At 57.0% G+C, this 14,596-nt stretch carries 11 protein-coding genes; 9 read left to right on the top strand and 2 right to left on the bottom strand.

What is annotated here, in order from left to right; genetic code table 11:
- Positions 1 to 280: 280 nt before the first annotated feature.
- Positions 281 to 898 (top strand): transcriptional regulator, encoded by a 618-nt coding sequence (locus IM291_RS18570; protein ID WP_049001388.1) that lies wholly within the window; start codon positions 281 to 283, stop codon positions 896 to 898.
- A 72-nt stretch (positions 899 to 970) separates the two neighbouring features.
- Positions 971 to 3,922 (top strand): autotransporter outer membrane beta-barrel domain-containing protein, encoded by a 2,952-nt coding sequence (locus IM291_RS18565; protein WP_192987473.1) that lies wholly within the window; start codon positions 971 to 973, stop codon positions 3,920 to 3,922.
- A 35-nt stretch (positions 3,923 to 3,957) separates the two neighbouring features.
- On the opposite strand, the gene IM291_RS18560 is transcribed toward IM291_RS18565, so the two are convergent.
- A complete protein-coding gene (locus IM291_RS18560) occupies positions 3,958 to 4,752 on the bottom strand; it encodes a DeoR/GlpR family DNA-binding transcription regulator (protein ID WP_032644939.1) in 795 nt (264 codons plus the stop codon).
- A 34-nt stretch (positions 4,753 to 4,786) separates the two neighbouring features.
- On the bottom strand, positions 4,787 to 5,683 hold the full coding sequence (locus IM291_RS18555; protein WP_049001382.1) for a sugar kinase: 897 nt from the start codon (positions 5,681 to 5,683) through the stop codon (positions 4,787 to 4,789).
- Between the two features lie 155 nt (positions 5,684 to 5,838).
- On the opposite strand from IM291_RS18555, the gene yihU reads away from it, so the two are divergent.
- From yihU to ompL, 7 genes are all read left to right on the top strand, one after another.
- Entirely contained in the window at positions 5,839 to 6,729 is an 891-nt protein-coding gene (gene yihU / locus IM291_RS18550) for a sulfolactaldehyde 3-reductase (protein ID WP_049001380.1), read from the top strand.
- Between the two features lie 17 nt (positions 6,730 to 6,746).
- Complete coding sequence (gene yihT / locus IM291_RS18545; RefSeq protein WP_045260226.1) at positions 6,747 to 7,622, top strand: sulfofructosephosphate aldolase; 876 nt, start codon at positions 6,747 to 6,749, stop codon at positions 7,620 to 7,622.
- 14 nt (positions 7,623 to 7,636) lie between these two features.
- Complete coding sequence (gene yihS / locus IM291_RS18540) at positions 7,637 to 8,878, top strand: sulfoquinovose isomerase (RefSeq protein WP_049001376.1); 1,242 nt, start codon at positions 7,637 to 7,639, stop codon at positions 8,876 to 8,878.
- Between the two features lie 16 nt (positions 8,879 to 8,894).
- The gene (locus IM291_RS18535; RefSeq protein ID WP_192987471.1) at positions 8,895 to 10,919 is read left to right on the top strand and encodes an alpha-glucosidase; all 2,025 of its coding nucleotides are present in this window, start codon (positions 8,895 to 8,897) and stop codon (positions 10,917 to 10,919) included.
- A 45-nt stretch (positions 10,920 to 10,964) separates the two neighbouring features.
- A complete protein-coding gene (locus IM291_RS18530) occupies positions 10,965 to 12,347 on the top strand; it encodes an MFS transporter (RefSeq protein ID WP_049001371.1) in 1,383 nt (460 codons plus the stop codon).
- A gap of 43 nt (positions 12,348 to 12,390) precedes the next feature.
- Positions 12,391 to 13,815: an MFS transporter gene (locus tag IM291_RS18525; protein ID WP_192987469.1), complete on the top strand. Its 1,425-nt coding sequence runs from the start codon at positions 12,391 to 12,393 to the stop codon at positions 13,813 to 13,815.
- A 73-nt stretch (positions 13,816 to 13,888) separates the two neighbouring features.
- On the top strand, positions 13,889 to 14,575 hold the full coding sequence (gene ompL, locus IM291_RS18520) for a porin OmpL (protein WP_192987468.1): 687 nt from the start codon (positions 13,889 to 13,891) through the stop codon (positions 14,573 to 14,575).
- The last annotated feature ends 21 nt before the right edge of the window (positions 14,576 to 14,596 follow it).

Here is a 14,596-nt window from a genome sequence, read left to right as displayed (position 1 = left end):
AGGTGACGAATCTTTAGCTATTAGTGCTGTTTCGTCAATTTCCTTCCGGGGTTGTTTTTGCCGAATAATCTTAATGGGTTGATGAATATTCCTGGGTAAGGTCTGACAATCAATGTTCTGTCGCTATGTCTGCGGCCTGCAAGAATTGAGACAGCCAGGAATTTATTTTCTCTGGCATTATTTCTCATAAATACGACAGAAACGCTGGATATGTTTCAAGATTGACACATTTGAAAGGCAGTGAAATATTGATAATGAAAATAAGACAGGAGTGGACTGGATGATAACATCGTCGCAAAAGGTTGTCCGCTGTATAAGCTGCGAATTGTCCTGTCAGTTATTTCCGGATAACACGGTGCGCTCACAATACTGTGGCAGCGCCTCCTTCGCAGTTTGGCCGGTGGGAAATCATTTCCTGCAACTTGCAGTAGAAAATAAAATATTGTCTGGGAACAAGAATCATTTATTACGCGGATTTATTTTTGTAGATTTTTCGATGTATAACCTGCGCCTGCTTGTCGATCCGCAATGGATTGAACATCTGGCGATGACTAACATGCACATCGTGCTTATCGCGGACCGTAAACTGGAGGCGTTGGCTCACTATTTTTTCGCTCACCACAGTGAAATAAAGGGAATTATTTATTCAGATGACGATGACGCTATATTGCAGGAAAAAATTAACCATCTTTTTTCCGGCAGGCGAGTGAGCAGCAGGCGTGGTAATACCCTGAACACTGTTGAATTCACTTTACTTAACAGACTTATTTCAGGGGTGTGCCTCCGGGAGATAATAAAAACAACCAGCATTGATGTGAAAAAAATTTACGTTCATAAAATACGATTAGAGAGGAAGTTAGGTACCAGCATTCATAAAATACTCGTTTCTATTTTGTAATTTCAACTTCTTAACATGCCCACATTTAATGGTGTGGAGGATGTTTTACGCCTGAAAGAAAGGGGGGCAGTTATGCCATATTTATTGAAACACTCACCTGTCGCCGTTGCGATTTCGCTGGCACTATCGTCAGCGCTATTTACCGCGAATGCTGCAGTTATCGATTTTGCTAATTTACCAGCCACCGGAGCAGTAACGGATTTGCCTGCGGAAATACAGGCGCTGATTCCTGCAACGGCAAACGCGAACTTTAGCAAAAATACTAGCGATCCTAACTATGTCTACCAGTACAGCCCTGGCAATATTCCAGTCTACGGGGATGGGATCACTCTCGAAGGGCCGGGGGCGGAAGCCTTTGAGCACTCCGTGACCGTTATTCAGAACTCCACGTCCGGCAGCCCGGGGGTGATATTTGGTGACGACCTGACTATTCGTACCCAGTCAAAAGTGGCTGCCAATAACGGTAAAGATGTCGACGGTATTCGTACCCACGGTATGAACACGCCGAATAACCCGGTATTTATCATTACCGGCGACCGCACCCACATTTACGTTAATGGCCAAAGCGGCGATGGCATCAATGCCGGGTACAGCTCCTTCAGCCAGGGTTCTCTCGGCTCCGCCAATATTTATGTGGGTGACGATCTCTATATCGAAACCACCGGCAGTACCGGTCGCGGTATTAGCGCCTATGCACTGAATGATGCCTCGAAGGCCAAAAATAACATTGTCGTCGGCGATCGTGCGCATATTGTGACGCGGGGTACCTACGCCGAGGGGATTCGTACCAACCAGAGCGGCTCATCCGTCCGTCTGGGGGATGAGGCCACCATCGAAACGTTTGGCACCTCGGCCTACGGCCTGTATGCGGGTTCTGCCTCCAGAATCGAGCTGGGAAAAAAAGCGACCATTACCACCGACGCAGCCAGTGCCTCCGGCGTGTACTCTACCGGCTCGTCAACCATCACCCTTGATGAAGGCGCGACCATCACCACCAACGGTGCCAGCGCGCATGGCATCTACGCTTATACAGCAGCGGTAAATGTGGGAGATAACGTCACCATTGCGGTCAACAGCAGCGAGAAAACCAGCAGCTCCGCCCAGGCACCGCACGGGATGTATGCCTGGTCACGCGGCGTGATAACGCTCGACGGTGGGGCAACCATTACCACCGCAGGCCAGCGCGACCAGGGTAGCTATGCCCTGAACGCCAGCAATGGCGGAATTATTGATGCCTCTGCAGGCGGAAAATTCCTCCTTAACGGCGATATCCTCGCCGCAGGTGGCGTCGCGGCCAACAGTACCCTTCCGGCACAAAACAGTACCATTACGCTGACAATGGGTAACAGCTCGCTGTGGAACGGAGCATCGTACATAGAAAGCAACGCTGCCGGGACCGGTACTCTCGCGCTTACGATGAATGATGCCGTCTGGAATATGCGTGACAGCTCAACGCTGACCAGCCTGACCCTGAACGCGGGCGGCACGATAAATTTCCAGCATGCTGAGGACGCGGCCTGGCAAACCCTGACCATCAACGAGGATTACACAGGCAACGGCGGCAAGCTGGTTTTCAATACCGTGCTGTCTGACGATACCTCTGAAACTGACAGGCTGATTGTTGAAGGAAACACATCCGGTCGTACCGCGGTTGACGTAAACAACATTGGTGGTGCAGGCGCACAAACCGTTGAAGGGATTGAAATAGTCAGCGTTGGCGGCAACTCGGAGGGAACGTTTGAGAAGGCCAGCCGTATCGTAGCGGGGGGTTATGACTATAACGTTGTGCAGAAAGGTAAGAACTGGTTTCTGACCAGCCTGGCTGAACCCGTTGACCCTCCTGTTGACCCGGTAGATCCTCCTGTTGACCCGGTAGACCCTCCTGTTGACCCGGTAGACCCTCCGGTCGACCCCGTCGACCCGCCTGTTGACCCGGTGGATCCACCTGTTGACCCTGTCGACCCGCCTGTCGTCCCGGTAGATCCGCCCGTCGACCCGGTGATTCCGCCGCAAGAACCGGTACCGCCACCTGCGCCGCCGAAAAGCGAGCATCAGTATCGCCCAGAATTTGGCAGCTATCAGGCAAACAGCTATGCGGCAAATACGCTGTTTATGACCCGCCTGCACGATCGTCTGGGTGAAACGCAGTACACCGACATGCTCACCGGCGAGCAAAAAGTGACGAGCCTTTGGATGCGTAACGTCGGCGGGCATGCGCGTTTCAACGACGGCAGCGGCCAGCTAAAAACGACAGCCAACCGTTACGTGCTGCAGTTGGGTGGCGATATCGCCCAATGGAGCACAGATGGCCTGGACCGCTGGCATCTTGGCCTGATGGCGGGCTACGGTAACAGCCAGAGCCGGAGCGCTTCCAGCCTGACCGGATACCACTCACGTGGCGAAGTGAATGGCTATAGCGTAGGTCTGTACGGTACCTGGTACGCAAACGAAGCCGATAAAAGCGGCACCTACGTTGATAGCTGGGTGCTGTATAACTGGTTTGACAATAAGGTGATGGGGCAGGACCAGGCGACCGAGCGTTATCGCTCCAGCGGCGTAACCGCCTCTGTCGAAGCGGGCTATAGCGTTAAGGTGGGTGAAAGCGGCCGCAACAGCTACTGGATCCAGCCGAAGGCGCAGGCCGTTTGGATGGACGTGCAGGCTGACGACCATCGCGAGCGTAACGGCACGCGGGTGAAAGACGAAACCCAGGGCAACCTGATGACGCGTCTCGGCGTGAAGGCCTATATCAGCGGACATAACGCGATGGATGACGCTAAATCACGCACCTTCCAGCCGTTTATTGAAGCGAACTGGATCCACAATACCCAGACCACGCGCATCCGCATGGATGACGTCAGCAATGAGATGCGCGGTACGCGCAATATTGGTGAGTTAAAGACGGGCGTAGAGGGGCAGATTACCCCGCAGCTTAGCGTCTGGGGCAATGTGGCACAGCAGATTGGCGATAAAGGCTACAGCGATACGCAGGGAATGCTGGGAATAAAATACAGCTTCAAATAACAAAAAAGCCGCTGAGAAATCAGCGGCTTTTTGCTTCAGGCGATATCATCGCTGGTACAGGCCAGCACCGTTTCAACCTTACTGGATTTCAGATGATTTTGCAGCGCCGAGCCGGGCATCTCATCGGTGAAAAGAGCCGTTGTCTGCGCCACGTTGCCAATTTCCACCGCGGCGGATGCGTTAAATTTCGTATGATCGGCCGCCAGCAAAATGTGGCGAGAGTGGGCCATCATGGTTTTCACCACGCTGGCTTCATTCACGTCAAACTCCATCATCGCGCCGTCGTGCTCAATCGCCCCGACGCTGGTCACGAGATAGTCCGCCCGAAAACCAGACACAAACGCCGTCGCCGCAGGCCCGATAATGCCGCCGTTGTGCGGGCGCAGCGTGCCGCCCGGCACCATCACTTCAAAGCGCGGGTTCTTATACAGAATATGCGCCACCCGCAGGCTGTTGGTGATGATGCGCAGATGATTATGGTTAAGCAGCGCCCGGGCAACGTGCTCTACGGTCGTGCCGATGGTGATGAAAATAGTTGAGCCGTCGGGAATATAGTCCGCAATCGCCTCGGCAATCGCCCGCTTCTCTTCGGTAAGCGACACTTCGCGCTGTTCGAACGCCGTGTTCACCACGCTGGATGCCCTGCCCGCGCCGCCGTGATGACGCGTGATCAGCCCCTGCTCGCTGAGCTTACGGATATCCCGGCGCACCGTTTGCGTCGACACGTCCAGCAGCTGCGCCAGTTCATCAATGTTCATATAGCCGCGATCGGCAATCAGCGTCAGCAGCTGATCGTGACGCGGGTTGCCGGTCAGTTCGGTAAGGCTCATGGGCTGTCCTCTGAAAACCATCACGCTCCGCATTTTATACAAAAAGTGACAAAAAAGAGCGGGTTTGATCACAGTCGGGTATACCCGCGCGCCCGCCGGGCTTTGTGCATTTCAGGGCTGCGACGGCGCTGGCAAAACGCACGGCGTCTGCGGCGGTGGATTGCTGCCCCAGGCTGAACGCCAGCGCGCCGTGAAAAACGTCGCCCGCGCCAGTGGTATCCACCACGTTCACCTCAAAGCCGGATTGATGACACAAGGCGCCGTTTTCCAGCCAGTAGCAGCCGTCTCGCCCCTGAGTGACATACACATGTCCATTTGTGAGCGTTTGTGCTTTTTTAAGGGCATCTTCTGCTTTATCCAACTGAGTTAGTCGCCGCAGGCCCGGCGCGGAGAAGGCCGCGTGGTCGCTTAAGGCTATCAGCTCCGCGATGTCCTGCGGGGTAACGTCGGCATCAAGCAAAGTAGGAACGCCCTGCTGACGGGCCAGGGTAAACGCCTGTTTTGCCCCGTCATGCCAGCGCACGTCTGCTAAGACAATATCCCACTGGGAAAAGTCGATTTCATGCAGCCAGTCTGCCCCGGCGGGCAGATCGGGGCTGGGGTAGTTGGCAATCACTCGTTCTCCGCCTGCGTCCACCAGCACCGCGGATTGTGACGATCGGGCACCTTTAAACACGCGTGTATAGCGGGTGTTCACCCCCAGGGATTCCAGCTCCGCCAGCAGCCGTCTGCCGGTATCGTCGTCCCCCACCCGGCCAATAAAATCCACTTCCGCACCCAGTTTTGCCGCCGCCACAGCCGCAGTTGCCGCCGGGCCGCCCCCCACTTCCGTATAGTCCTTTGCGACATATTTCCCACCTTCCTTCGGTAAATCATCGAGATACCAGATGCGATCCAGCACGGTAATGCCGACACAAACGATGCGAGTCATGGTGATTCCTTCTGCGATTTCTGATGCCTTCATTTTAATTTCACCAAATGTTTAAAAAGTGACCCGTGTCAATTTTTTGACTATAAATTACAAATACGATCAAAAACAGACAACACAAACGCGCAGAAATTGACACGATGTGACAGGAGAGAGGCATGTCAGCAATCGCATTTATCGGTTTAGGGCAGATGGGCGCGCCAATGGCGAAGAATCTGTTAAAGCAAGGCCACCAGCTTAACGTGTTTGACGTGAACCCGCAGGCGGTTCAGGCGCTGGTGGAGAGCGGCGCACGGGCTGCGGCTACGCCCGCTCAGGCCGCAACGGATGCCGAATTCGTCATCACCATGCTGCCAAACGGCGACCTGGTGCGCAGCGTGCTGTTCGGCGAGCACGGCGTGTGCGAAGGGTTATCCCGCGACGCGCAGGTGATTGATATGTCCACCATCCACCCGCTGCAAACCGACGCGCTGATCCGCGACATGGCTGAGCGCGGCTTCAGCCTGATGGACGTGCCCGTGGGACGCACGTCTGACCATGCCATCGCCGGCACGCTGCTTCTGCTGGCGGGCGGCACCGCGCAGCAGGTGGAACGCGCCACCCCCGTCTTAATGGCAATGGGCAGTGAGCTGATTAACGCCGGCGGGCCAGGCATGGGCATCCGCGTGAAGCTCATCAACAACTACATGAGCATCGCCCTGAACGCGCTTTCCGCCGAGGCGGCGGTGCTGTGTGAAGCGCTTGGCCTCTCCTTTGACGTGGCGCTGAAGGTGATGAACGGCACGCCGGCGGGTAAAGGCCACTTCACCACCTCATGGCCGAACAAGGTACTGAAAGGCGATCTTTCCCCAGCCTTCATGATCGACCTTGCGCATAAAGATCTGGGGATCGCCCTGGACGTGGCTAACCAGCTCCACGTTCCGATGCCGCTGGGCGCGGCGTCCCGCGAAGTTTACAACCAGGCACGCGCCGCCGGGCGCGGGCGCGAAGACTGGACAGCCATTCTAGAACAGGTTCGCGCATCTGCCGGGCTGAAAAAATCACACTGATACGAAAGGACTGAGGAATGACGATGTACACCCTGAAAGATATCACCCGACCTTCCGGCGGTTTTGCAATGCTGGCCGTGGATCAGCGCGAAGCGATGCGCCTGATGTTTGCCGCCGCAGGCGCACCGGTGCCGGTAACCGACCAGCACCTGACGGATTTTAAGGTCAACGCGGCGAAGATTCTGTCGCCGTACGCCTCTGCCATTCTCGTCGACCAGCAGTTCTGCTATCGCCAGATTGTGGAGCAGCAGGCCGTAGCCAACAGCTGCGCGATGATTGTGGCGGCCGACGAGTTTATTCCGGGGAACGGTATTCCGGTCGACAGCGTGGTGATCGACAAAAGCATCGACGCCCAGGCGGTCAAACGCGACGGCGGCAAGGCGCTCAAGCTGCTGGTGCTGTGGCGCAGCGATGAAGATCCGCAGCAGCGCCTGGAGATGGTGAAAGCGTTCAATACGCTGTGCCACGACAACGGGCTGCTGAGCATTATCGAGCCGGTGGTGCGTCCGCCGCGTCGCGGAGCCGAATTTAACCGCGAACAGGCGATTATCGATGCGGCTAAAGAGCTGGGCGACAGCGGGGCCGACCTCTACAAGGTGGAGATGCCGCTGTTTGGTAAGGGCACGCAGCAGGAACTGCTGGCGGCCTCGCAGAAGCTGAACGAGAACATCGCCATGCCGTGGGTGATCCTCTCCTCCGGCGTGGACGATAAGCTGTTCCCGCGCGCCGTGAGCGTGGCGATGCAGGCAGGGGCATCGGGCTTTTTAGCCGGTCGCGCCGTCTGGTCCTCGGTGATTGGCCTGCCGGATACCGAGCTGATGCTGCGTGATATTTCCGTACCAAAACTTCAGCGTCTGGGTGAGATCGTCGACGAAATGATGGCTCGCCGTTAAGAAAGGACCCGAACATGAAATGGTTTAACACCCTGAGCCACAACCGCTGGCTCGAACAAGAGACCGACCGCATTCTCGATTTCGGCAAAAACGCCGCCGTACCGACCGGCTTTGGCTGGCTGGGCAATAACGGGCAAGTTCGCAGCGATATGGGCACCCATCTTTGGATCACCGCCCGCATGCTGCACGTGTACGCGGTGGCGGCGAACATGGGCCGTCCCGGCGCGTATGCCCTGGTTGAGCACGGCATTAACGCCCTCAACGGTCCGCTGCGCGACAAGCAGCACGGCGGCTGGTACGCCTGCGTAAACGATGAAGGCGTCGTTGACGCCTCCAAGCAGGGCTATCAGCACTTTTTCGTCCTGCTGGGCGCGGCGAGCGCCGTCACCACCGGCCACCCGCAGGCACGCAAGCTGCTGGACGATGCCATCGAGGTGATTGAGCGCTACTTCTGGAGCGAACAGGAGCAAATGTGCCTCGAGTCCTGGGATGAAGCCTTCAGCAAAACGGAAGATTACCGCGGCGGTAACGCCAACATGCACGCCGTGGAAGCCTTCCTGATTGTCTATGACGTAACCCACGACCGGAAATGGCTCGACCGCGCCCTGCGCATCGCCTCGGTGATTATTCACGACGTGGCGCGCAAAGGTGAGTATCGCGTTAACGAGCATTTCGACACCGACTGGAACCCGATCCGCGATTACAACATCGATAACCCTGCTCACCGCTTCCGCGCCTACGGCGGCACGCCGGGACACTGGATTGAGTGGGGCCGCCTGATGCTGCACCTGCGCGCCGCGCTGGAAGCGCGCTTTGAAACCCCGCCGGAGTGGCTGCTGGAAGATGCGAAAGGCCTGTTCCACGCCACCATCCGCGACGCCTGGGCACCCGACGGCGCCGACGGGTTTGTCTATTCCGTGGGCTGGGACGGCAAGCCTATCGTCCGCGAACGCGTGCGCTGGCCAATCGTCGAGGCGATGGGCACGGCCTATGCCCTCTATACCGTGACCGGCGAAGCGCAGTACGAAGCCTGGTATCAGAAGTGGTGGGATTACTGCATCAAGTACCTGATGGATTACGAAAACGGTTCCTGGTGGCAGGAGCTGGACACCAATAACGAAGTGACCACCAAAGTCTGGGACGGCAAGCAGGATATTTACCATCTGCTGCACTGCCTGGTGATCCCCCGCCTGCCGCTGGCGCCGGGCTTAGCGCCTGCCGTCGCCGCCGGATTGCTGGACAGCCAGGCCAAATAATAAAGACGGAGTTTTTATGCGTACCCTACACAATATTGACCTGAAAAATAACGAACGTGGCTTCACCCTGCGCTGGCAGGATCGCCTGATTTTGTCCCACTCCGAAGAAGCGCCTTGCCTGTGGATCGGCGCAGGCGAAGCCGATATCGAGATGTTTCGCGGCAATTTCAGCATTAAAGACAAGCTCAACGAAAAGATTGCCCTGACGGACGCGACCGTCTCGCAGCAAAGCGCGGGCTGGGCCATCCGCTTTACACGCGGCGATGCGGTGAGCGCGACGCTGCTGGTGGGCGTGGATGCGGAAGGCCGTCTGGAGCTGAAGCTGAAAAATGATGCCGCCAGCCATAACCGCATCTGGCTGCGGCTGGCGGCGCAGCCGGAAGATCATATCTACGGCTGCGGCGAGCAATTCTCGTATTTCGATCTGCGCGGCAAGCCGTTCCCGCTTTGGACCAGCGAGCAGGGCGTGGGGCGCAACAAGCAGACCTACGTCACCTGGCAGGCCGACTGCAAAGAGAACGCGGGTGGTGACTACTACTGGACCTTCTTCCCGCAGCCTACCTTCGTGAGCACCCAGAAGTACTACTGCCACGTGGATAACAGCTGCTACATGAACTTTGACTTCAGCGCGCCGGATTTCCACGAGCTGGCGTTCTGGGAAGATAACGCCACGCTGCGCTTCGAATGTGCGGAAACGTACGTCGATCTGCTGGAAAAACTGACCGGCCTGCTGGGACGTCAGCCGGAGCTGCCGGACTGGGTGTACGACGGCGTGACGCTGGGCATCCAGGGCGGCACCGAGGTGTGCCAGCAGAAGCTCGACGCCATGCGCGAGGGCGGCGTGAAGGTGAACGGCATCTGGGCGCAGGACTGGTCCGGCATCCGCATGACCTCCTTCGGCAAACGCGTGATGTGGAACTGGAAGTGGAACAGCGCTCTCTATCCGCAGCTTGATGAACGGATTGCGAAGTGGAAACAGGAAGGGGTGCAGTTCCTCTCCTATATCAACCCGTACGTCGCCAGCGATAAAGATCTCTGCGAAGAGGCGGCGAAACGCGGCTATCTGACCAAAAACGCCAACGGTGAGGACTACCACGTTGAATTCGGCGAGTTCTACGCGGGCGTTATCGACCTGACCAACCCGGAAGCCTACAACTGGTACAAAGAGGTCATTAAAAAGAACCTGATCGAACTGGGCTGCGGCGGCTGGATGGCCGATTTCGGGGAATATTTGCCGACCGATACCTTCCTGCACAACGGCGTGAGCGCGGAGATCATGCATAACGCCTGGCCTGCCCTGTGGGCGAAATGTAACTACGAAGCGCTGGAGGAGACCGGCAAACTCGGCGAGATCCTGTTCTTCATGCGCGCGGGCTACACCGGCAGCCAGAAGCACTCGGTGATGATGTGGGCGGGGGATCAGAACGTCGACTGGAGCCTGGACGACGGCCTGGCGTCCGTCATCCCTGCGGCGCTGTCGCTGGCGATGACCGGGCACGGCCTGCACCACAGCGACATCGGCGGCTACACCACCCTGTTCGAGATGAAGCGCAGCAAGGAGCTGCTGCTGCGCTGGTGCGACTTCAGCGCCTTTACGCCGATGATGCGTACCCACGAGGGCAACCGCCCTGGCGACAACTGGCAGTTCGACGGCGATGCGGAAACCATCGCGCACTTCGCGCGCATGACCACCGTCTTCACCACCCTGAAGCCGTACATCAAAGCTGCGGTTGCGCAGAACGCGAAAAGCGGCCTGCCGGTGATGCGTCCGCTGTTCCTGCACTACGAGGACGACGCGCGCGCCTACACGCTGAAATACCAGTACCTGTTTGGCCGCGATCTGCTGGTGGCACCGGTTCATGAAGAGGGCCGCCGGGACTGGTCGCTCTATCTGCCGCAGGACAGCTGGGTCAATGCGTGGACCGGGGAAACCTGCCAGGGCGGTGACGTGACCGTTGATGCCCCGATCGGCAAGCCGCCGGTCTTCTATCGCCAGCACAGCGAATGGGCAGATCTGTTTAGCACCTTACGTGATATCTGATAAGGCTCGCCCGCAGGGAAACCTGCGGGCAGACGGAGAACAATAATGAGTCAACATACTTCCGATCCGGCAACCCTACGCCTGCCGTTTAAAGAAAAACTCGCCTACGGGATGGGCGATCTCGGCTCAAACATCCTGCTGGATATCGGCACGCTCTATTTGCTGAAGTTTTACACCGACGTGCTGGGGCTGCCCGGCACCTACGGCGGGATTATCTTCCTGATTGCGAAGTTTTTTACCGCCTTCACCGATATGGGCACCGGTATCATGCTCGACTCCCGACGCAAGATTGGCCCGAAAGGGAAATTCCGCCCGTTCGTGTTGTATGCCGCCTTCCCGGTGACCTTACTGGCAATTGCCAACTTCGTCGGTACGCCATTTGAGATGACCGGCAAAACGGTGATAGCAACGGTGCTGTTCATGCTGTACGGCCTGTTCTTCAGCATGATGAACTGCTCTTACGGCGCGATGGTGCCCGCCATCACCAAAAACCCGGACGAGCGCGCCTCGCTGGCGGCCTGGCGTCAGGGCGGCGCCACGCTCGGCCTGCTGCTCTGTACGGTGGGCTTTGTCCCGGTGATGAACCTGATTGAGGGTAACGACCAGCTTGGCTACATATTTGCCGCCACTCTCTTCTCGCTGTTCGGGCTGTTCTTTATGTGGTGGTGCTATAAGGGCGTCACCGAGCGTTACGTCGAGACGCAGCCCGCTAACCCGGCGCAAAAGCCGGGGCTGTTGCAGTCGTTTCGCGCCATTGCCGGGAACCGTCCGTTGTTTATCCTGTGCATCGCGAACCTGTGCACGCTGGGCGCGTTTAACGTCAAACTCGCTATTCAGGTCTACTACACGCAGTACGTGCTGAACGACCCGATCCTGCTGTCGTACATGGGCTTCTTCAGCATGGGCTGTATTTTTATCGGCGTCTTTATGATGCCGGGCGCGGTGCGGCGCTTCGGCAAGAAAAAGGTCTACATCAGCGGGCTGATGATCTGGGTGGCGGGCGATCTGCTCAACTACTTCTTCGGCGGCGGCTCGGTGAGCTTTGTGGCGTTCTCCTGCCTGGCGTTCTTCGGCTCCGCGTTCGTGAACAGTCTGAACTGGGCGCTGGTGTCCGATACCGTGGAATACGGCGAGTGGCGCACCGGCGTGCGCTCCGAAGGGACGGTCTACACCGGCTTTACCTTCTTCAGGAAGGTATCCCAGGCGCTGGCCGGCTTCTTCCCGGGGATCATGCTCACCCAGATCGGCTACGTGCCGAACGTGGTGCAGTCCGCCGGGACGGTTGAAGGGCTGCGGCAGCTGATATTTATCTACCCGAGCCTGCTGGCGGTCATCACCATCGTGGCGATGGGCTGCTTCTACAACCTCAACGAGAAGATGTATGTGCGCATCGTGGAAGAGATCGAACTGCGCAAACGTACGGCCTAAATGACGTGATAGAGCGCCCTGCGGGGCGCTCTGAGGATCGACCATGACATACAATACTGATCCGTTAACCCTGAAATTGAGCCTGCGAGAGAAGTGTGCCTACGGGATGGGCGATTTTGGCTCGAACCTGATGCTGTGTATTGGCACGCTGTACCTGCTGAAGTTTTACACCGATGAACTGGGGATGCCCGCGTTCTACGGAGGCATTATTTTCCTGGTGGCGAAGTTTTTTACCGCGTTCACCGACATGCTGACCGGGGTGCTGCTGGATTCCCGGCGAAACATCGGCGCGCGGGGAAAATTCCGGCCATTCATTTTGTATGCCTCCGTGCCGGTGGCGCTGGTCGCGACGGCGCAGTTTATGGCTAACGACTTTAGCCTGACGGTCAAAACGGCCCTCGCCACCGTGCTCTTCATGATGTTTGGGCTCTGCTATAGCCTGATGAACTGCGCCTACGGTGCGATGGTCCCTGCCATCACCAAAAACCCGAACGAGCGCGCGCAGCTGGCGGCGTGGCGACAGGGCGGCGCAACGGTGGGGCTGTTGCTCTGCACCGTCGGCTTTATGCCCATTCAGGCGCTGTTCGTCCACCAGCCCTCCCTCGGCTATCTGGTGGCTGCGCTGGTGTTCGCCACCGGCGGCCTGTTCTGCATGTGGTGGTGCTACAGCGGGGTGAAAGAGCGCTATGTCGAGATAACGCCCGATCACCATAAGCCCGGCATTCTTAAATCGTTCTGCGCGATTTTTCGCAATCCGCCGCTGCTGGTGCTGTGCATTGCCAACCTGTGTACTCTCGCCGCGTTCAACATCAAGCTGGCGATTCAGGTCTATTACACCCAGTACGTGCTAAACGACCTGCATCTGCTGTCGTGGATGGGCTTTTTCAGCATGGGCTGCATTCTGATTGGCGTGTTTCTGGTGCCCGGCGCGGTGAAGCGCTTTGGCAAGAAGCCGGTCTATCTGGGCGGGCTGGCGCTGTGGGCGGTGGGCGACGTGCTGAACTTCTTCTGGGGAACCAGCTCCCTACTGTTCGTGCTGTTTTCCTGCATGGCCTTTTTCGGCACCGCGTTTGTGAACAGCCTGAACTGGGCGCTGGTGCCGGATACCGTTGATTACGGCGAGTGGAAAACCGGCATTCGCGCCGAGGGATCGGTTTACACCGGCTACACCTTCTCGCGCAAAATCTCCGCCGCTCTCGCCGGCTTCCTGCCCGGCATCATGCTGACCCAGATCGGCTACGTTCCTCACGCCGTGCAGAGCGCGGGCACGCTGCTGGGTTTGCGTCAGCTTATTTTCCTCTGGCCGTGCGGCCTGGCAATCGCCGCCGCAGTGACCATGGGGCTGTTTTATAAACTCAACGAAGCGCGCTTCGCCTTTATTATCGAGGAGATTGGAAAACGGAAAAAACAGTCAGCGAATACCCCTGAGATAACACCCAACAATAAAGCGTCAGCAGTCACTTTATAACAATAATTCGGCCAGTATTTCCTTCCTGTTCATCAGGAGGGAGGCCTTTCTGTACCTGATACATGGACAAATTATGAAAAGAATCATCACTGTACTGATCGTGTCGTCTGTGTCCTGCCCGGTATTCGCCGGGGCCTATGTTGAAACCCGTGAAGCCTACAATACGGCCTCTGAGCTGCACGAAGTGATCCTGCGTGCCGGCTATAACTTCGATATGGGCGCGGGGTTGATGTTCACCAACGCCTACAACGTGGGGAGGTGGGATGAGCTCAAGCACAGCTATAACGAAATAGAGGGGTGGTATCCGCTCTTTAAACCGACGGACAAACTCAGCTTCCAGCCGGGCGGGTTGATCAACGACAGCAGCGCCGGTTCGGGTGGCGCGGTTTATTTAGATACCAACTATAAATTCACGGACGGGTTTAATCTGACGTTCCGCTATCGCTATAACCATAACAATTACGATACGCCGGACTATAACGGGCAGATGGATAAGAACGACACGCACGAATTCGCCAACTACTGGAATTTCAAGGTGACCGATGCGTTTTTCTATACCTTTGAGCCGCATTTTTTCCAGCGGATAAATGATTACCACAGCAAAAATGGCAAAGACCATCACTGGGAAATTACCAACAAGTTCAGTTATAAGATCGACAGAAACTGGCTGCCGTACCTCGAACTCCAGTGGCTGGACAGATGGAATGATTACAACCGCGAGCAGTACAGGATCCGCCTGGGGTTACGTTATTCGTTCTAATAAAAAAGCCGCTGATTTCTC

It is taken from the genome of Enterobacter cloacae complex sp. P27C, from assembly GCF_014895705.1.
Lineage (GTDB): Bacteria > Pseudomonadota > Gammaproteobacteria > Enterobacterales > Enterobacteriaceae > Enterobacter > Enterobacter bugandensis.
The sequence above is the reverse complement of the archived record's forward strand: the minus strand, read 5'-3'. Positions and strand labels throughout refer to the sequence as shown.

Coding starts and splice junctions, on each gene's coding strand:
- IM291_RS18570 (WP_049001388.1), top strand. CDS start 281: ATGATAACATCGTCGCAAAAGGTTGTCCGCTGTATAAGCTGCGAATTG.
- IM291_RS18565 (WP_192987473.1), top strand. CDS start 971: ATGCCATATTTATTGAAACACTCACCTGTCGCCGTTGCGATTTCGCTG.
- IM291_RS18560 (WP_032644939.1), bottom strand. CDS start 4,752: ATGAGCCTTACCGAACTGACCGGCAACCCGCGTCACGATCAGCTGCTG.
- IM291_RS18555 (WP_049001382.1), bottom strand. CDS start 5,683: ATGACTCGCATCGTTTGTGTCGGCATTACCGTGCTGGATCGCATCTGG.
- yihU (WP_049001380.1), top strand. CDS start 5,839: ATGTCAGCAATCGCATTTATCGGTTTAGGGCAGATGGGCGCGCCAATG.
- yihT (WP_045260226.1), top strand. CDS start 6,747: ATGACGATGTACACCCTGAAAGATATCACCCGACCTTCCGGCGGTTTT.
- yihS (WP_049001376.1), top strand. CDS start 7,637: ATGAAATGGTTTAACACCCTGAGCCACAACCGCTGGCTCGAACAAGAG.
- IM291_RS18535 (WP_192987471.1), top strand. CDS start 8,895: ATGCGTACCCTACACAATATTGACCTGAAAAATAACGAACGTGGCTTC.
- IM291_RS18530 (WP_049001371.1), top strand. CDS start 10,965: ATGAGTCAACATACTTCCGATCCGGCAACCCTACGCCTGCCGTTTAAA.
- IM291_RS18525 (WP_192987469.1), top strand. CDS start 12,391: ATGACATACAATACTGATCCGTTAACCCTGAAATTGAGCCTGCGAGAG.
- ompL (WP_192987468.1), top strand. CDS start 13,889: ATGAAAAGAATCATCACTGTACTGATCGTGTCGTCTGTGTCCTGCCCG.